Source organism: Wenyingzhuangia sp. IMCC45574, from assembly GCF_054182685.1.
Map to the genome: position 1 here is coordinate 3,071,929 of NZ_CM135169.1, position 21,484 is coordinate 3,093,412.

Here is a 21,484-nt window from a genome sequence, read left to right on the forward strand (position 1 = left end):
TTCCTTTTTTCTCATATTCAGTTTCTCTTTTGTTAAAAGTCAAATTGAACACCAAGTCTATATTGAGAAGTAATTGGGTAACTTCCTCTATCAATACCTCTTGCTGCTAGGTTGTTACCTCCAATTTCAGGGTCAAATCCGGTGTATTTTGTAAATGTTAATGGGTTTTGAGCAGCTACGTAAAATCTTAATTTAGATAAGTTGATTTTTTCTGCAACCTTCTTAGGTAGTGTATATCCTAAGTTTACATTACGTAGTCTTATAAAAGATCCATCCTCTAACCAGTAATCTGTAAAACCTCTGTAGTTGTTATGATCTCTACCTCTGTTTACTGGAATAGTAGAACTGCTGTTTTGAGGAGACCATTGGTATACTAAGTCTTTATGTGTTCCGAATTTATATGCAAATGCTGCACTACCATTCATTAATTCAGCACCAAATGCTCCGTACCATTGCATCGATAAATCAAATCCTTTGTAGTATGCATTTAAGTTTAATCCCATGGTAAAGTCTGGAGTTCCGCTTCCTGCATATCTTCTATCATCAATACTAATTACTCCATCATTATTCGCATCAACCATCATTAAGTCTCCAATTTTAGCACTTGGATCTACCGTTGCTTGATAGTTTGCTAATTTTTCTTCTGTATCAATTATTCCATCCGTTTTTATTAAAAAGAAAGAACCTGCTTCATAACCTTCTGCAATTACAGAAACTAAATCTTCGTTGTTGTTATCTGCAACGTTACTACCATCTAAATAGGCAATTTTGTTAGAACCAGACATTTTGGTAATTGTGTTAATGTTTCTGGTATAAGTAAGTCCCGCATTCCAACTAAACTTTCCTTTATGACGGTATTTTAAAACGAATTCCACCCCTTTGTTTTCCATGTTTCCTGTGTTAAGAGTAACCGTTTTAAATGATGGCCAAGAACCATTGTTTGGCGGAATTAATAAAGGGAAAAGCATGTCCTTTTTAACCGTTTTATAGATGTCTGTACTTAAGGTTAGCTTGTTTTTAAATAGACCAAAATCAATACCTATGTTGTCCTGAACAGAAGTTTCCCACTTTGTTAAAACATTTTTAAAAGACAATTGTGTGGCACCTAGTTGTAAGTTGTCATTTCCTTCTCTACCAAAAACATAATCTTGGTTTAACGATATGGTAGGTTGGTAGCTATAGTCTAAAATTCCTTGGTTTCCTGTTGTACCGTGACTTGCTCTTACTTTAAAAGAATTAACTACCTTTTTTAAAGGTTGCCAGAAAGTTTCGTCAGAAATATTCCAACCAACAGAATAAGAAGGGAAAATGTTGTACCTGTTTTCTGGAGCAAATCTTGAAGATCCATCACGTCTTGCACTTGCACTGAATAAATATTTTCCACCAAAATTGTATTGGAATCTTAATAAGCTACCCGTAAGTGTATTTGTTCTGTCCTGAGACCATCTTGTTCCAGTTCCTGCATCTGCATCCCTTAACGCTCCTTCTAAAGTTGTTATTTCGGTACTAAAGAAGTCTTTTTTAGTGGCAAAGAAAGAAGTGTACTCATATTTTTCACGAGAAAATAAGGCTAAACCTTTAAAGTTGTGTCTTCCAATGCTTTTTTCATAGCTTAAGAAGTTTTCAAATGTTGTTTTTGCAGAACGATCACTTTGGTTCCAAACACCAGATCTTTGCTGTAAAGGGACTAGGTCTCCTTGGTCATCATATACTTCAAATAATGGGTTTATTCTAACTCTTGTGTTGTTGGTATAAGCCATACCAAATCGAGTGGTAAATTTAAAATTAGAGTTTATTTTATAACTAGCAGTTACGTTTGCATTTAAGCTCTCTCCGTTTCTAATATCAGATTGTTGAAGCTTAGAAGAAAGGTTACTTAAATTAATAGTCTCATTTGAAGTTGCTGCACCAGGGGTGTCAATTCTGTCTGCACTTGGGTCAATGTCTTGTTGGTTTGGATGGTATTTATAGGCATCTGTCAACAATCCCCAAGCTGCGTAATCTTGTTCTTCAATTCTAAAACCTAAACCCGTGTCAATTTTCCATTTACCTTTTGTAAATTGTGTATTGGCTCTTACATTAACTCGCTCATATCCTGAGTTAATAATAATACCCTCTTGGCTAAAGTAGTTTCCGTTAACACTATAAGTTAAACCAGCTTTACCACCAGAAACTCTAACACCGTGATTTTGTATTGCCGCAAAATCTTGTTGAATTACACCTCTTAGGTCTGTTCTGTTTGTAAATTGATTTATTCCTTGTTCAAAAGTAGTCCAAGTGTTGTTGTAGTGTGTTTGGTTTACAGATGATGCAAACAAGAATTTAACATACAGATCTTCTTCAAAATTTACCAAAGGAAGTCCAGATGTAATGTTTTGAACACCATAGTAACTGTTTGCGTTCACTTTCATTTGTCCGGCTTTACCTTTTTTAGTGGTAATTAAGATGACACCTGCAGCTCCACGAGTACCGTAGATAGCGGCAGAAGCAGCATCTTTAAGAACGTCAATTGTTTCAATTTCATCAAAACTTAGTTTAGGGTCACTTTCAAAAGGAATACCATCTACTACGTATAAAGGAGAGTTGTTTGCTTCTATAGAGCTAATTCCTCTAATAACAATATTAGATTCTGCACCAGGTTGTCCATCACTAGCGGTAACGGTAACCCCTGCAACTTGTCCTTGTAAAGCCGTTCCTAAATCGGGAGTAGAAGATTGCGATAAGGTTTCAGATTCAATTCTTGCTACTGCCCCGGTAACTTCTTTTTTCTTCTGAGTTCCGTACCCAATAATTACAACTTCTTGAAGCGAAGCAACATCAGAGACTAGTATAACTTTGATGTTTTTTTGTCCTTTTATGCGAATTTCCTGTTCTTTAAAACCCACATAGTTTATTACAAGGATGCTGTTTGGTTTTGCGTTAATAACAAAGTTTCCGTCAAAATCCGTCATTACACCATTAGACGTACCTTTTACTAAAACATTAGCTCCAGGCAGTGGTTCGCCGTCTCCTGATACAACTCCTCTAACGGAAATTGTTTGTGCTTGAATTGAACTAAAGCTAATTAAAAACAAGTATGTAATTAAGTGAGCTTTGAAGTTCCAATTATCAAGTAATTTGAATTTCATATTTGTATTAGATTTAAGATTAGACTACGAATTTTAAATTTTATCCTTTTCGTTTGGGAGACAAATGTTTTTATCGGGGCGAAAAATTCGTTGGAAAAGAGCGACTTATGTGTTTTTTATAATTTTAAACAACTGATATTGAATTGATTGAGGTGATGTCTTTACTGGTGTGGAGAGTTCGGGTTTCGATAATCTTAAAAAAAGAAATTATTTTTGTGTATTCTTTATTAAATTACAATATGTGTAAGCATATTTTCAATCTAACCCTTTTATGTTTGTAGTTATATGAAAACCAATTTTAGAAAAATCAGATTTAAGAACCTAGTAATTGTTGTTCTTGTACTCGTTACAAATTGGTCTGTCGGTCAGAATGCAGTTAGTTTTGACAGGTTAACGACTAGGGCTGGTTTATCTCAGAATGATGTGAATTCCATTTTTCAAGATAAGAAAGGGTTTATGTGGTTTGGTACTCACGATGGTCTTAATAGGTATGATGGTTATAAGTTTACGGTATTTACACCTGATTTATCGGACGATAGTAGTATAAACAGTAACTTAATTTGGAAGGTAATAGGAGATAAGAAAGGAGATTTATGGATTGCAACTACAGGTTCTGGGGTGAATTTTTTTGATTCTAGCACAGAAAGGTTTCATCATTTTGTTCATGATGATAATGATGAGTTTAGTATTTCTAACAATCATGTTTCATCCATTTTAATTGATAAAGGCAATAAGTTATGGGTTGCCACATCAAAAGGGATTGATATGTTAGACCTAAATAGACCTATTGATGAAGCAAAATTTAGACATATCAATTTAAAAAAGAATAAGATTTTTGATGCACAAAAAGGAATCCATATTAATTCAATTTTTGAAGATAGTAATAAACAAATATGGGTAACAAGTGTAAAAGGAATTTACAAGCTAGAGCATAGAAAGAATGGTGATATGTATTTTCAATATTACAATCAATTTATGGGGATACCAACTGTTGCGGTTAGAAGCATTGCAGAGGATCCATTTGGGAATTTAGTTATAGGAACTCATAATCATATTTATTTAGTTTCAAAAAGAGATTTTGGAAAGCAACGTAAAGCATTTTATTGGGGTAATTTTAATGATATAAAAATTGACGATAAATATATTTGGTGTGCTACAAATGGTGGTCTGTTGCAGTTTAAACTACAGGGAGAGGCTTCTAAACCTATATTGATCAATCATTACAAGTACGATCCTAATAAAATTGATGGTATCAGCTCTAATAGTATAAGGTCTCTTTATATTGATGATACAGGTATATTGTGGGTAGGAACTTATGGTGCAGGAATTAATAAATACGATCCACACAGAAAACAATTTCAACACATACAGAAAACAGCTACCAAAGGAAGTATAAGTAGTAATAAAATTAGGTCTTTGTTTGAAGATAGTAATGGCTATTTATGGTTTGGAACAGAAATTGGCGGTTTGGACGTTTTAACAGCTGAACATGATGATGGGGCTTACGATAAATTTGAGTCCTTGGATGTTTACATGACTGCTTATGCAATAACAGAAGTAAATATTGCTGGTAAGAAGAAGGTAATGATTGGAGGGGTGTCTACTCCCAATGCTTATATGATTGATATTACTGAGCCCAAAGAAGTATCCGATTTTGCAATAGAGCCTCTTAAGGATGTAACAAACACAGTTTTTTCAATACTACAGGATAAAAATTCTAATATATGGATTGGAACCTATAACGATGGCGTGAAAAGATGGTTGGTTTCTGGTTCTGAGGGTGAGTTTACGAAGGATGTTTTATCTTATAATAAATATCAGGAAAAGAGTATCTCAAATAATATTATTAGAGATATTTATGAAGATTCATTTGGGAATATATGGTTTGCTACTGCGAATGGCCTTAATATGTTACCTAGGTCTGAGGTGAATGCAAGAAGTCCAAAATTTGAAGTATTTAATAATGTTAAAAATGATACCACAAGTATCAGTCATGATTATATACTAACAGTTTTTGAAAGTTCAAGTAATGAGCTATGGGTTGGAACATTAGGAGGAGGGTTGAATAAGTTTGTACCTGCTGTAAATGGTAATAAGGCATATTTTAAAAGGTATTTAACAGAGAATGGATTGCCTAATAATGTAATTAAAGGTATAGTAGAGGATGATGAGGGTAATTTATGGATTGCAACCAATAGAGGAATTTCTAAGTTTAACCCAAGAACGGAGAAATTTCAAAACTATAATGTAAATGATGGTTTACAGAGCGATGAATTTGGTGAGTTGTCATGTTTGGTTAGAAAGTCTGGTCAATTTGTGTTTGGAGGAGTAAATGGTTTTAATGCTTTTTTTCCAAAAGATATAAAAAGTAACAATTTAAATGCAGAAACTGTTTTAACAGATTTTTCAATCTTTAATAAATCTATAGGTATTGGTGAAGAGGTTGATGGAAGAGTTGTTTTGAACAAATCCATCAATGAGATTGATCAAATTCAATTAAGACATGATGAAAATAGTTTTTCCTTTGAATTTGCTGCCTTGCACTATGCTGCATCCGACAAGAATAAGTACAGTTATAAACTGGAAGGATTTAATGAAAAATGGTTGCAAACAACATCAGAGAAACGTTACGCTACTTATACTAATTTAGAACCAGGAGCGTATGTGTTTAAAGTGAAATCATCCAATAACGATGGTGTGTGGGACACAACTCCTGTTCAGCTAAAAATAAATGTTTCTCCACCATTTTGGAAAACTAATTTCGCAAAATTTATATACATCTTTTTTATTGTAGCATTACTTTGGGCTTTTAGAAGATTTACAATTATTAAAACAACTAAAAAATATGCTCTAGAGTTTGAGCATATGGAAAAAGAGAAAAAAGAAGAGTTAAATAAATTAAAATTAGAGTTTTTTACCAATATTTCTCACGAGTTTAGAACCCCCTTAACTTTAATAAATGGTCCGTTGGAGTATTTGCTTAACAATGGAGATAATATTTCTGCAGCAGAGGCCAGAGTGCAGTATAAATTAATGAAGAAAAATACGGGATACCTGTTAAGGTTGGTCAATCAATTAATAGACTTTCGAAAAATGGATAGAGGAAAGTTGGCGTTAAATATTATAAAGGGAGATATATCCGAATTTTTAAAAGAGGTAGGTGAACCTTTTCAGTTTTTAGGTACTAAAAAGAATATAGATTTTAAGGTTTTACACACAAAATCAAATTTAGATACTTGGTTCGATCCCGATGCAGTAGAGAAAATTGTGAACAACCTACTTTCTAACGCTTTTAAATTTACACCCGAAGAAGGAACTATAAGACTAGAGGTTATGGATGCTATTGATTTTAAAGAATCAAAAGACATTTCTGATGGAGTAATATTAAACGATTTTATCTTAATTAAGGTACAAGATTCTGGCTCTGGGATTCCTACTCATAGAATTAATCACATCTTTGAAAGATTTTATATGGAGGTAGATAAGCTTAAAATGAATACCAAAGGTTCTGGAATAGGTTTGTCATACACTAAAAATTTGGTGGATTTACATCAAGGGGTTATAAGAGTAAAAAGTAGTGCTGATAAAGGGACTTGTTTTTATGTTTGGTTGCCAAAAACTAAAAACGCTTATAAAAATAAAGAGGGGATAAGTATTAAGAACGAAAATGAATTTGTAGGTGAAGTTGGTAAACTATATACAGAACCACAAGCAATAGAATTAATAGATGAAATAACAGACCAAAGTATTTCTAGAAGAAGGTCTAAGTTACCCGTTCTTTTAGTTGTAGAGGATAATGAAGACATTCGTTTGTTTCTTAAAAAAGGATTAGGTAACCAGTATTATATTTATGAAGCTGAGAATGGGGAAAGAGGCTTTGAGATGGCTAAAAAATATGCTCCAAATATTATAATTACTGATGTAATGATGCCTGTTATGGATGGTGTAGAGTTTTGTAATAACATAAAAACTTCGATAGAGACAAGTCATATTCCAGTATTGATGTTAACTGCTAAAATTTCTCAAGAGTCGGAAATGATTGGACTTAAAAATGGTGCTGATGGTTATGTGCGCAAACCCTTTGATATAGAGTTGGTTGAGTTGAAGCTTAAAAATATATTAAAGTTTAGAGATGACTTAAGAAAGAAATTTACACGTGAAATTAGATTGAAACCTACAGATGTTGCTGTTAAACCGGTAGATGTAACTGTAACGTCAACGGATGAAAAATTCTTACAAAAAGTAATTGATATTATTGAGAAGAATATGATGAATACAGAGTTTAGTGTAGAATCTTTGGTAAAGGAAATGTATTTAAGTAGGAGTAATATTTATTTAAAAGTAAAAGAGTTAACAGGGTTAACAACAAGTGCATTGATAAGGAATATACGATTAAAAAGGGCAATGCAATTGTTAACAGATAGTAACATGGCAGTTAAAGAAATTATGTACATGACTGGTTTTAGTACAGCTTCTTATTTTTCTAAATGTTTTAAAAAACAGTATGGGTATATACCTAGTGATTATGTAAAACAGTTAAAAAATGATACCACAAACTTAGAGGATTTAGAAGAAGAAAATAACCAGCAAGTTTAAAAAGGGAAAACGGCTACTAATTTTAAATCTATACTGGTGCGGTCTTGTCCTTTCACCCTGAAAATAGCAGTAAAATACTCGTTGTTTTTTAGATAGGTGTTGGTGAACTCTTTTAGAGTTTCTGGATTTGTAAAATATTCTACGGTGGCACTTACTCCAATGTCGTGCTGAGAAATAAAAATAATATGCTGTGTTTCTCCAGTGGCCGGATATTTAGAAACTAAAGCAAACTCATCTGTTTGTATATAAGAGTTTAGATTGTAAATAATTTCTTTAGTATTAGGTTTTTTAATGTGTAGTTTTCGGTCTTTAATCTGGCAGATAGTGTTTCCTTCGTTAAAAAAAGGGACAAATAGATTGTGTTCTTTTAGCGGTCCAGCATAGATTGCATTGGTCTCTTTAATTTCGCTAGTGGAACTTTTGGTGGTAAAACGAAGAGAAAATTCTTGATTGTAGCTTTGAAAAAGTTTTTGAAAGTCTCTTGTGGCCAATGCAGCCATAGTGGTTGTATAGGTAAAATTAGAGGGTTTTATACTTCCTTTTAACTCTGGTTTTTTTTCTAAAAAGTTGTAGAATTCAGTCTCTGTGTTAATATTATAATCTCTTGTCCATCCAGGGCTTCCTGTTACAGAAACTCCATTCATTCCAAAAAGATCTCCAATAAATACATTGGTGTTTTCACGCTCTAAAAAGGGTTTCCAAAGCTTTGGAGCGGTAGCAGGGAGATGACTGTATATGTATAGAGAAATGCAAATTACTAAGGCCATGTAAGGGATTAGCCTAGGCCAACTTATTTTGTTCTGAATTCTTTGAAGCTCACTTTGTCTTTTGGTAAATACAACGGCATATTGTCCTTTTGGAATACTTACTTCCCAAACATTGTTTTTACCTTCTTTTTCGTAATACGCGGTTAATTTTTTACGGAGGTTGTATACATTTACTCGAACCCTAGGATTGTTTTTTTCTGAATTTTCTTTGCTACCAAAAAACTCAATATCTATCACACCTTCTTTTAAATTTATGTTCTTAGACGTTGCATCAAACAGGTATTGTAACAAGGCAATACTTGTAGGAGCGTTCTTAAAACTCTCACTATTTGTGATTTTTTGTACAATCGATTGTTTTTGTTGCGAGTTTGGTTGCATCTATGGTGTTTTTTACAATCCCTTTGTTTACTGGGGTTTATAGTTGACTTTAACGGTTATAGCTACCGTTAAAGAGGGGTTAAAGTTAAGAAAACATCGACGTATCGCTAAATTTGAGAGGATCTTTTTTAGAAATCCTTAGTAAAACGCAAATATCAAAATGAAAACTTTTTTAGACGACAATTTTATTTTAGAAACAGAAACAGCAAGTGAATTGTATCATAATTCAGCTGCTAAAATGCCGATTATAGATTACCACTGTCATTTAATTCCTCAGCAAATTGCAGAGAATAAAAAGTTCAAAAACATTACAGAATTGTGGTTGTATGGAGACCATTATAAATGGAGAGCTATGAGGACCAATGGAGTAGATGAAAGATATTGTACCGGAGATGCTTCTGATTGGGAAAAGTTTGAGAAATGGGCAGAGACTGTTCCTCATACGGTAAGAAATCCTTTGTACCATTGGACACATATGGAGCTAAAAGCTTTCTTTGGTTTTACAGGGGTTTTAAATAAAGACACTGCTAAAGAAGTTTGGGATTTGGCAAATGCTAAATTAGCGACAGATGCCTATAGACCTCAGGGATTAATGGAAATGATGAAGGTAGAAGTGGTTTGTACAACAGACGATCCAGTAGACTCTTTAGCGTATCACGAAGCAATTAGAAATAGCGATTGTAAGATAAAGGTATTGCCTACATGGAGACCCGATAAAGCAATGGCAGTAGAAGATGTAGAGTCTTTTAACGATTATATGGTTGCACTTTCTGAAGTGTCTAATGTAGATATACATACTTACGAAGATTTAATAAAAGCATTAAAAGAACGTCATGATTTCTTTGCAGCAGCAGGGTGTAAGTTATCAGATCATGGAATTGAAGTTTTTTATGCCGAAGAGTATACCGAAGCAGAAATTAGAACTATTTTCTTTAAAGTTAGATCAGGAATAGAGTTGACTGAAGAAGAGGTCGATAAATTTAAGTCGGCTATGATGTATGAGTTTGGAGTGATGGATAATGAGAAGAAATGGACACAGCAATTTCACTATGGTGCCTTACGTAACAACAATAGTCGTTTGTTAAATTCATTAGGGCCAGATACAGGTTTCGATTCTATTCACGATGTAACAGGAGCAGCAGCTATGTCTAAATTCTTAAACAGATTAGATATTGAGAATAAGCTAACAAAGACCATTATTTATAATTTAAACCCAGCACAAAACGAGGTAGTAGGAACTATGATTGGGAATTTCCAAGACGGAACGGTGCCAGGAAAAATTCAATTTGGTTCTGGATGGTGGTTTCTAGACCAAAAATCTGGAATGGAGAATCAAATCAATGCATTGTCTAATATGGGATTATTAAGCCGTTTTGTAGGGATGTTAACAGATTCTAGAAGCTTTTTATCTTATCCAAGACATGAGTATTTTAGAAGAATCTTATGTAACTTACTAGGAAATGATGTTGAGAACGGATTGATCAACAAGGATATGGATTTACTAGGAGGAATGGTAGAGGATATCTGTTACAACAATGCTAAAAATTACTTTGAATTTAACTAGAATCTAAATGATGATGTCAAAAACAAGAACTTTTGCCGTTGCTTTTATAGTAGCTGCTTTTAATATGTGTTTTTCTCAAACAGCAGAGAAGAGCAATAACACCATTATTAAATACTTATCAGGAACAGATAAAGACAACACAGTAGCGTGGCAATTCTTTTGTTCGGAAGGTAGAAAAAGTGGAAAGTGGACTACAATTGATGTTCCATCTTGTTGGGAACAAAAAGGTTTTGGTGCTTACAATTATGGAACTGATAAAGCCGAGGGACGTGCCAAAGAATACGGTTTGTACAAGCATACGTTTATGGTGCCAAAAGCTTGGAAGCAACGCGATATAAAATTGGTTTTTGAAGGGGTAATGACCGATGCTGAGGTAAAAGTAAATGGGAAATTGGCAGGTGAAATTCACCAAGGATCTTTTTATGAGTTTAAGTATTTAGTATCTAAGTTGTTAAAGTACGGTCAGAAGAACCTATTAGAAGTAAAAGTAAATAAGGTTTCTAGCAACGAGTCGATCAATCATGCAGAAAGAGTAGCAGATTTCTGGATTTTTGGAGGGATTTACAGACCGGTTTATTTACAAGTATTACCAAAAGAAGGAATTGAAAGATTTGCCATTGATGCAAAAGCAGATGGAAACATCAAAGCTGATTTGTTTTTAGGTGGTAAAAAAGCCGACCATGTAGCTTTAACCTTATTAGATATAAAAGGAAACAAAGTACAAGATTTAACCATTTCTAACATTAAAAAAGAAAAGGGAAAAATTAGTGTGGCTACCAAAGCAACTTCTGTAAAAACTTGGAATCCAGAATACCCAAACTTGTACCAGTTGCAAATTGATTTGTTGGATAAAAAAGGGAAGGTATTACATACTGTTTCTGAAAGAATTGGGTTTAGAACTGTTGAGGTTTTAGAGGGTGATGGAATTTATGTAAACGGAGAAAAAATAAAGTTTAAAGGAGTCAATCGTCATGCGTTTCATCCAGCATCTGGACGTACTACTTCTAAAGCGATTAGTATAGAACACGTACAATTAATGAAGGATATGAATATGAATGCGGTGCGTATGTCTCACTATCCACCAGATGTTCATTTCTTAGAAGTTTGTGATTCTTTGGGGTTGTTTGTAATTGATGAAATCTGTACTTGGCACAACCCTATGTTAGATACTAAGGTGGCTCGTAAATTGGTGAAGGAAACGGTGGTTCGCGATGTAAATCACCCGTCTATCTTATTGTGGGCAAATGGAAATGAACAAGGATGGAATCCAGCAGTAGATAACGATTATGGACAGTGGGATATTCAACAACGTGAGGTAATTCACCCATGGAGTATTTATAAAAAAACGAATACCATTCACTACAGTCACTACCATTCGTTAATTAACGATGCCTATACCAAAGACAAAATTTTATTTCCAACAGAATTCTTACACGGATTGTACGATGGTGGTCATGGTGCAGGGTTACAAGATTATTGGGAAAAGATGTGGAACTTACCATTAAGTGCAGGAGGTTTCTTGTGGGATTTTGCAGACGAAGGGATTGAAAGAACAGACAGAAATAATGAAATAGACTTACAAGGAAATAAGGCTGCTGATGGAATTATTGGTCCTTATGGAGAAAAAGAGGCAAGTTACTTTACCATTAAAGAAATTTGGTCACCAGTATATATAGAAGACCGATTTATTAGAAACGATTTTAACGGAGTTTTTAGAGTAGAGAACAGATATCATTATACCAATTTGGCTGCTTGTAAAATGGAGGCAAAGTGGGTTCAGTTTAAAGGGCCTAAAGGTGGAAAAGACAAAGTAATTGCAAATAGCAAAGTAGCTTTGCCAAACTTAGCACCAGGAGCTAAAGGAAAGTTTGTGGTAAATAAACCCAATAATTGGAAAACTGCCGATGCTTTACATTTAACAGCTACCGATGTACATGGGCAAGAAATTTTTACTTGGTCTTACCCAGTTGCCACTCCAAAAGAGTTGAACAAAGATAAAGTAGCTTATAATATCGCAGGGGCTTTAAAAACAGAAACAAAGGACAAAATTGTTACAGTAACTGCAGGAGCGTTTACATATAAGTTTTCTGAGGGGAATGGAATGTTAAAAGAAGTTAAAAAAGGAAATACCATCATTCCTTTAAATAACGGGCCTATTATTTTAAGTCAGAAAGATAAGATTAAGAGTGTATCTGTAAACGAGACAAAAGACAAAGTAGAAATTTTAACGGTTTTCGAAGAAAAAAGTAGATCTCCATCTTGGTCAACCATCAAAGAAAAAAGATCGGATATTATAAAATGGACTGTGCATTCTAATGGATTGTTAGACTTAAGAGTTGAGTTCAAAGGGTTCAGAAACTTAAAAGGATACCGAGGAATTACCTTTTCTTTCCCAGAAAAAGAAGTAGCAGGGATGCAGTGGTTAGGAGATGGGCCATATAGAGTTTGGAGAAACAGAACCAAAGGAACTCGTTTCCAAGTTTGGGAAAACGATTACAACAATACGGTAACTGGACAGGCAGGTGAAGATCAGTTTGTGTATCCTGAGTTTAAAGGGTTCTTCTCTAGTTTGTATTGGTCTACAATAAAAGGGAATAACAATAATGGATTTACAGTGTATTGTAGAACTCCACATACCTACTTACGAATGTTAACTCCGGAGCAACCAAAACAAAACAAAAAAGGGAAGTTACACCCAACATTCCCTAAAGGAGATATCTCTTTTGTAATGAATATTCCTGGAATAGGAACCAAGTTCCAGTTTTCGGATAGCACAGGACCTCATGGTCACAAAGAGCATTATTTTGGAAACGATGATGAGCCAATCGTTATGGACTTAACATTTGAGTTCTAGACAAAGAAAAAAATAAACCAAACCAATACAAATGAAAATAATTTTAATCTTAAGAACTTTTGTTCTGTTGTTCTTGGCTACCTATGTAAGTCAAGTTCAGGGGCAAAACACCACTGTAAAACAGTACTTAACAGGAACAGATAAAGACCATACTGTTGCTTGGGACTTCTATTGTTCCGATGGAATGCAAAGTAAAAAATGGACTAAAATTCAAGTTCCATCTTGTTGGGAACAACAAGGATTTGGTCACTACAATTACGGTAGAGATTTTAAAAATGGGATTTCCTATTTTGATGAACATGGAATTTACAAGTACCAATTTACGGTTTCAAAAGATTGGAAACAGCGAGAGGTAAAGATTGTTTTTGAAGGAGTAATGACCGATGCTGAGGTAAAGATTAACGGAAAGTTAGCAGGAGAAATTCACCAAGGAGCTTTTTACGAATTTAAGTACAATATCTCTAAGTTATTAAAATACGGAGCGGAGAATACTATAGAAGTAAAAGTACACAAGCGTTCTAGCAACGAGTCTATAAACGCAGCAGAAAGAAAAGCAGATTTCTGGATTTTTGGAGGAATTTACAGACCGGTATATTTAGAAGCATTGCCTAAAGAAAATATCAATAGAGTAGCTGTAGATGCGCAAGTAGATGGAAGCATTAAAGCCAATGTGTTTACCAACTCTAGAAAAGCTAGTCAAGTAAAACTAACGCTAGAAGATGTAAAGGGAAATAAGGTTCAGGATTTAGGAATAGAAAATTTCCAAAAAGAGAAAGGGAAATGGGCTTTTACAGCAAAAGCAAACAACGTTAAAACCTGGAATCCAGAGAAACCAAATAGGTACCAGTTACAATTTGATTTATTGGATACAAAAGGAAAGGTGTTGCATACCATCCATCAAAAAATAGGTTTTAGAACGGTAGAAATAAGAGAGAGTGATGGAATTTATGTAAACAATACAAAGATTAAGTTTAAGGGAGTAAACAGGCACTCATTTCATCCAGAATCTGGTCGTACGACTTCTAAAGCTTTAAGTATTGAACATATAAAAATGATAAAGGACATGAACATGAACGCGGTTCGTATGTCGCATTATCCACCAGATGTTCACTTTTTAGAAGCTTGTGATTCTTTGGGATTGTTTGTAATTGATGAAGTGTGTACTTGGCACGTTCCTTATTTAGACACCAAAGTGGGTAAGAAAATTATCAAAGAAACCATTACTCGCGATGTCAATCATCCATCCATTTTAATATGGGCCAATGGTAATGAGTCTGGTTGGAATAGTGACTTGGATGGAGAATATGCTAAGTGGGATATTCAACAAAGAGAAGTAATTCACCCATGGGCGATTTATAAGAAAACAAACACGATGCACTATCCAGAGTATCACATTTTTGCCTACGATGCTCCTACCAATGATAAAATATATTTCCCAACAGAATTTATGCACGGATTGTATGATGGAGGACATGGAGCTAGTTTAGATGCTTATTGGAAACAAATGTGGAATATGCCATTGTCAGCAGGAGGTTTTTTGTGGGACTTTGCCGATGAAGGAGTGGTGCGTACCGATAAGAATGGAATGATAGATGTTGCTGGAAATCAAGGAGCAGATGGAATTGTAGGACCTTACGGAGAAAAAGAAGCAAGTTATTTTACGATTAAAGAGATCTGGTCTCCAATTTACATAGAAGATAGATTTATAACTTCTAATTTTAATGGGACTTTTAATGTGGAGAACCGTTACCACTATACCCGTTTAAATGAGTGTACCATGACTGCTAGTTGGGCTGCTTTTACAACTCCTAACAGTAAGATTGCTAGTATAGAAGTAGCGAAAGAAAAAATACAGTTGCCCAATTTAGCTCCGGGAGAAAAAGGAACGTTAACAATTGCAACTCCTAAAGGATGGCAAGAAGCAGATGTTTTGTATTTAACGGCTACAGATCCTAACGGAATGGAGATTTTTACATGGTCGTACCCAGTTAAAACTTCTAAAGGAATCAACAAAAAAATAATGTCTTTTCTAGTAGCAAAAGAAGAAAAGCTAACGGTAAAAAGGACCGAAGATCTTATCAATGTAAGTACAGGAAAGTTAGCATATGTGTTTTCTAACAAAACAGGTTTGTTAAAAGAAGTAAAAAAGGGAAATACAATTATTCCTTTAAAAGATGGACCCGTTTTGTTAGGTAGCAAGTCTAAGTTTGATAAAGTAACAATTAATGAATCTAAAGATAAAGTAGAGATTTTAGCACTGTTCCAAAAAAGACACAAATACCACGATTGGAAAGAAAGCAAAGACTATACACAAGATTATATAAAGTGGACGGTGAGTGCTAATGGAAAATTAGATTTACATGTAGAGATTCGAAACATTAAAATGGTCAAGGATTATATGGGGATTACATTTTCTTTCCCAGAGCAAGAAGTAAAAGGAATGAAATGGTTAGGAGACGGGCCTTACAGAGTGTGGAGGAACCGTATGAAGGGGACACGTTTTCAAGTTTGGGAGAATGATTATAATAACACAGTAACTGGAGAGTCAGGTTTTGTATATCCTGAATTTAAAGGTTTTTATTCCAACCTAAATTGGGTGAATGTAAAAGGTAAAAATGAGAATGGATTTACAGTCTATTGCCATTCTAAGAACACCTTCTTAAGAATGTTAACGCCACAACAACCAAAAGATCCTAAAAAAGGAGCAACGGTTAAAAAGTTTCCAAAAGGAGATATATCGTTTGTAAAGAACATTCCAGCCATAGGAACAAAATTTAAAGAACCATTTAAAATGGGGCCAAAAGGGAATCCAATCCATTATTTCGGAAACGATGACGAAATGATTCAGATTGATTTAACCTTTGATTTTTAAGGGTTTATGAAAAATGTAAAAAAGTGAAATTCATGGATTACAAGTAGTATTGAGTAACTTGTAATGAACTTAAAAATATATCATGAAAACAAAATATTTATTAGCATCGATTTACAGTTTGTTCTTATTCTCAACTGTAGTGTTCGGTCAAAAAAAGAAGGAACAAAAACCAAACATTCTTTGGATTGTAACCGACGATCATCGTTACGATGCAGTAAGAGCGTTTAACAAAATGTTACACGGTCGTAAAATGAGTGAAATTGGATATGTTGAATCACCAAACATTGATAAATTAACCAAAAAAGGAACTACATTTATCAATACGTACTGTCATTCACCAGTATGTGCACCATCCCGTTCTGCTATGCATATGGGACGTTATCCATTCCGTTCGGGAGTGTATAGTTTTGAGTATTACAATAACAAAACTGAAAACTCGTATCCAACCTTTCCAGAGCAAATGGCTAGTGAGGGGTATCAAACTTTCCATGTAGGAAAATTAGGAGTTCGTATTAAAACGTTAAAAGAAGATGGGAAAACAAAAGCCCATTCAATTTACCAAAGCGATGTCGTTGCAAAAACCTTAGCCAAAGATGGTTTAACCGACTGGGGTAAAGATTGGATTAGAACTGTAAATGGAGAAAAGCTAGAAAAGCCGTTGAAAAATACAGAGTTTATTGTAGAAGCAGATGGAACTTTTCAATATGCATCTTTGCCTTTGGAAGAAATGAAACCAAAGTACAAAGGGAAAACTAAAGAAATGGTTGAGAAGTATGACTTCTTTAGACATTACAAAAAAGGACAACCACAGTCTCTAGAAAAAGGAATGATTATTTACGGAGAAAGTCCTCAACCTGCAGGTAAAACCAGAGATGGTTACTATAATAAAGTGTTGTTAGATTACTTAAAGAATACAGATCCAAAGTTTAAAGTAGGTTCTCAAACAGTAAATGGTATTGATCCTAACAAACCATTATTTGTTCATTTAGGATATAAATTTCCTCACACGCCAGTATTGCCACCGGCAGATTATAGAGCTCGTTTCCAAAAGAAAAAGTACAATATTCCTGTATTAACAAAGAAGGAGTTTGCTGGAATTCCAGAGCAAATAAAAGGATTTATCAAAAGCAAAGGATCCGATTATTTTTCGGATGAGGATAAACTGAAAATGATTCAAGATTATTACGCTTTTTGTGCTTATGGAGATGCGTTGATTGGAGAGTCTACAGAGGCATTTATTAAGTACAGTGAATCTAAAAAACAACCTTGGACTATTGTGTATGTACACGGAGATCACGGGTGGAAGTTAAACAACCACGGAGCAGTTTCTAAATGTACACCTTGGGAATTAGATACGCACAATCCAATTGTAATTGTATCTTCTGATAAAAAGAAATTCCCAGCAGGAAAAGTAGTGACTGAATTTGCAGAGTTTGTAGACATAGCACCAACTATTTTGGCAGATGGAGGAGCAAATTTAAAAGCTAAAAAATACGAGTATTTAGACGGAATGGATATGGCTACTATTGCAAATGGTACGGCTCCAGTACGTGATTATATCATTGGAGAAAGTCATGCGGCTACTGGACCACGTGCTTATATCCGCACCAAAGAATATGTGTTCTCAATGCAAATTAGACACAGAGGAAGAGACTATGCAGGACAAAATATGAAATGGGCTATCAATCAACCGTATGCAAAAGTTGATCCTAGTTTATACCATACAACCAAAGACCCTCAGGAAATTAACAATGTAGCTTTTGATAAGAAGTACAAGCACATTGCAGAAAAAATGAGAGAGAAGCTACAGAATATTGTTTTAGGAGACAATCGTGCAGAAGTAGACTGGAAAAAGTGGGGAAGTGGTACACAAGTTTTTAGAAGCAATTTTGCTCCTGGAGCTCACGATTACAAACTAGATTTGAAATAAGAAACAAATGAAAAAAGTCACCAGAATATTATTTTTATTAGGGGTATCATTTTCTGTTTTTGCAAAAGAATACCACGTAGATGTAAACCAAACTTCTAATGGAGATGGAACGGAAAGCAATCCGTTTACAACCATTGCTCAGGCTACTAAAGTACTAAGAGCAGGAGATGTTTGTTACATACACGCTGGAACGTACAGAGAGAAAATAGTACCCCTGCGTTCTGGGACAAGAAAAAAGCCTATTGTATTTACTGCTTATAAAGACGATGTGGTAATAATATCGGCAACGGAGCAAATAACAGGATGGGAAAAGTTTAGAGGGAATATTTATGTAAAAAGAAATATTAGTTTGCCTTTAGGTGATGGTAACAATGTGTATTTCAATCATAAAAAAATGCAAATTGCACGTTGGCCTAACAATGTTGATAATGACGAGTACTCTTTGGATGCTAAGTTTATAGACAAAAGAAAAGGAACTTGGTCTATGTCTTTTATTAGTAATAATGAGATACCTAATATAGATTGGACAGGAGGAATTATTCATTATTTAGGTGCACATAGTGGCTGTGCTTGGCAACGAACCATTACGGGGTACAACCAAGAATTACATCGTGTCTTTTTTGAAACCTTACCTAACAAATGGCCGTTTGGGAAAACCCATAGCCCTAAGCGTTTGGAGAAAGGACACAGAGGGATTTTTTATTTAATGAATAAGTTAGAAGCATTAGATGTGCCTAATGAATGGTATTATGATGCGCAAAGAGGAGATTTGTATTTCTATGCTCCTAATGCTGTAAATCCAAACAAGTATTTAGTAGAAGCTTCTTTTAGAAAAAATACGACTGTTATTAACAAGAGCAACATACACATAAAAGGTTTAAACTTTTTTGGTGGTATGATTAGCATTGATGGGGATAACAATAAGGTTATTAACTGCATGGTAAAACACGGTGCCGAAAGATTGGTGACCAATCTAAAAGGTGCGGCTGTATCCGATGCAGCTATACAAGTGAATAGTGGTTACAATAATGTGATTGAAACATGTGTTTTGGAAAATGGTTCTGTGAACGGAATTATTTTGGGAAAAAATGCAAACGATTGTATAGTTAAAAACAACATTGTTCAGAATTTTAATACTACCGGAATTCATGCTTGTTTGTTAAGTAACCAAGGAGAACGAAATAAAATCATTAGAAATTCTTTTTATGGTTCTGCTAGAGATGGTGTAAAAGTAACGGGAGATGATAGTGAATTTGGATACAATCATGTGCAGAGGTGTTTGATTTCTGGTGCCGATGGCGGTTTGTTTTATGTTACAGGAAGAAGCATTCCTAAGCATATAGAATTACATCACAACTGGTTTCACAATGCACATGCAGACGATAAGCATGCTGGAAAGAAAGCAACAGCCATTTACTTAGATAACAATTCGGCAGGATATATAGTACACCACAATGTGGTTTGGGATGTAGAATGGGCAGGATTGCATTTTAACTGGGATGCTGTGGAGAACGATATTTATAACAATACTTTTTGGAATGTAGGAAAGTCAGACGAAGCTTTAATCAGTTCTTGGGTGCCTAAAAGAAATGGTAGACAAACGAATGTAAAGAGGAATGTTTTATACAATAACTTTTCGGATGTTAGACCCTGGTGGGATTCTGGAGATGGAAAGAAATACAGAGTAGACGAAAAAGAATTTAAAGGTAAAGAAGCGGATAACGAGTTTAAAAACAATGAACAATTTATGGCAATACCTTTTTCTACAGACAAGGAAAACCTTTTTATGCCTTTAGAGAATTCACCATTGATAGATAAGGGAAGAAAGATTAAAAAGATTACCAAGGGCTACAAAGGAGCAGCTCCAGATTTGGGAGCTTATGAGTATGGAGGAAACTATTGGAAAGCAGGAGTAAATTGGACTCCTAAGGGCTTTGCTTGGGAAGTAGAGAAAAGCTATTTAGAATTGGGAATAGAGTTTATAAAGAAGAATCGTTATCATAAATCAACTTCGGAAGAAGCCACACATTAAACAAAGTAATATGAAGAAATATGTAGTATGCCTAGCTGTTTGCTCCCTTTTATTTTCGTGTCAAGAAAGTAAAACTAAGCAAGAATCAAAGACAGAAACCACTGCGGAGAAAGACTTTCCGTTTTTTATTCCATCAGAAAAACCAGACAGGCCTTTAAGTGCTGCTGTAGCACGTAATTACGATGCTTATTCGGCCATAAGACCCGAGCAAAACGAATTGTATTCGCAGTTTAAGTATACTAAGTTAAAAGGGTTCGATTACAACGGAGGAGATGGAACTATTACCCGTAGAGACCCATCCAAAGTAATTTTTGAAAACGGAAAATATTACGTTTGGTACACCGGTAGAAAAAGTCCAGTGAAGCCTGTTGGAATGTCTCATGCTAAAGAAGCAACAGACGTAATTCCATCTGCAGACTGGGATTTAGCGGATATTTGGTATGCAACATCCGAAGATGGATTTACTTGGAAAGAGGAAGGAATTGCAGTACCACGTCCACCAAAACCACAACCGGGGTGGAGATCGGTAACGACTACTGATATTTTAAAATTTAAAGGTAAATTTTACCTATACTTTCAGGCATTTGAAGAAGCAAGTGGATTAAGAGGAGACTTTTGTCCTGTGTCTGTAGCTTGGGCAGATTCACCAGATGGACCTTGGCACCATACAGGAAAAGTAGTACTACCAAATGGACCAGAAGGTTCTTGGGATCAGTATTCTATTCACGATCCATACCCATTGGTACACGATGGAAAAATATACTTGTATTATAAAGGAGACTTTGATAAGAGAAAAGAGTTTAAACCCTCTAAAATAAGAATGCAAGGATTGGCTATTGCCGAAGTTCCATTAGGGCCTTTTGTAAAACATCCATTAAACCCCGTAATCAATTCAGGGCACGAAACTACTTTGTTCCCATTTGGAAAAGGAGTTGCAGCCATTGTACAAAGAGACGGGCAAGAACACAATACCATTCAGTATGCAGAAGACTGGGTAAACTTTAAGATTGCATCTATTACAGAATTGTTACCTGTAGCGGCAGGTCCTTATGTGCCAGATGCTTTTACAGATACCAAAGACGGAAAAGGAATTACTTGGGGGATTTCACATTTTATCAATGCAAATGGAAATTGGAGACATACCGTGTTAACCCGTTTTGATTGTGATTTAAGTACAGAGATACATGATGATGTAATGAAACGTCACTACTATTCTTATCCGCAAGATTTCTATTATAAGAAACATGGATTAAACAAAGCTCAACGTAAGAGAATACAAGAGCAGAATAAAAAGGTAAAGGAGCAAAAATAATCATCTATTAAAAAGCTTTTTCCCAACATTTCTAAACGGGAGAGATGCAAA

The 21,484-nt window shown here is 34.8% G+C and carries 9 protein-coding genes; 7 read left to right on the forward strand and 2 right to left on the reverse strand.

Annotation, left to right across the window (positions count from 1 at the left end; genetic code table 11):
• Window positions 1-32: 32 nt before the first annotated feature.
• Entirely contained in the window at window positions 33-3,128 is a 3,096-nt protein-coding gene (locus ACXHHC_RS13055; RefSeq protein ID WP_458226815.1) for a SusC/RagA family TonB-linked outer membrane protein, read from the reverse strand.
• A 285-nt stretch (window positions 3,129-3,413) separates the two neighbouring features.
• Here ACXHHC_RS13055 and ACXHHC_RS13060 point away from each other — a divergent pair, with 285 nt between their 5' ends.
• Entirely contained in the window at window positions 3,414-7,724 is a 4,311-nt protein-coding gene (locus tag ACXHHC_RS13060) for a hybrid sensor histidine kinase/response regulator transcription factor (RefSeq protein ID WP_458226816.1), read from the forward strand.
• Here the strand turns inward: ACXHHC_RS13060 and ACXHHC_RS13065 are convergent.
• Complete coding sequence (locus ACXHHC_RS13065; RefSeq protein WP_458226817.1) at window positions 7,721-8,869, reverse strand: hypothetical protein; 1,149 nt, start codon at window positions 8,867-8,869, stop codon at window positions 7,721-7,723. The two genes, ACXHHC_RS13060 and ACXHHC_RS13065, sit on opposite strands and share 4 nt — an antisense overlap.
• Before the next feature lie 160 nt (window positions 8,870-9,029).
• Between ACXHHC_RS13065 and uxaC the strand changes: the two genes are divergently transcribed.
• The 6 genes from uxaC to ACXHHC_RS13095 all read left to right on the forward strand — a co-directional run bounded on the left by uxaC (window position 9,030) and on the right by ACXHHC_RS13095 (window position 21,433).
• On the forward strand, window positions 9,030-10,433 hold the full coding sequence (gene uxaC / locus ACXHHC_RS13070) for a glucuronate isomerase (RefSeq protein WP_458226818.1): 1,404 nt from the start codon (window positions 9,030-9,032) through the stop codon (window positions 10,431-10,433).
• A gap of 13 nt (window positions 10,434-10,446) precedes the next feature.
• On the forward strand, window positions 10,447-13,287 hold the full coding sequence (locus ACXHHC_RS13075; protein ID WP_458226819.1) for a glycoside hydrolase family 2 protein: 2,841 nt from the start codon (window positions 10,447-10,449) through the stop codon (window positions 13,285-13,287).
• Window positions 13,288-13,318: 31 nt separating this feature from the next.
• On the forward strand, window positions 13,319-16,159 hold the full coding sequence (locus ACXHHC_RS13080) for a glycoside hydrolase family 2 protein (protein WP_458226820.1): 2,841 nt from the start codon (window positions 13,319-13,321) through the stop codon (window positions 16,157-16,159).
• Between the two features lie 82 nt (window positions 16,160-16,241).
• A complete protein-coding gene (locus ACXHHC_RS13085; RefSeq protein WP_458226821.1) occupies window positions 16,242-18,089 on the forward strand; it encodes a sulfatase-like hydrolase/transferase in 1,848 nt (615 codons plus the stop codon).
• Window positions 18,090-18,096: 7 nt separating this feature from the next.
• The gene (locus tag ACXHHC_RS13090; RefSeq protein WP_458226822.1) at window positions 18,097-20,121 is read left to right on the forward strand and encodes a right-handed parallel beta-helix repeat-containing protein; all 2,025 of its coding nucleotides are present in this window, start codon (window positions 18,097-18,099) and stop codon (window positions 20,119-20,121) included.
• A gap of 10 nt (window positions 20,122-20,131) precedes the next feature.
• Complete coding sequence (locus tag ACXHHC_RS13095; protein ID WP_458226823.1) at window positions 20,132-21,433, forward strand: glycoside hydrolase family 117 protein; 1,302 nt, start codon at window positions 20,132-20,134, stop codon at window positions 21,431-21,433.
• Window positions 21,434-21,484: the final 51 nt, after the last annotated feature.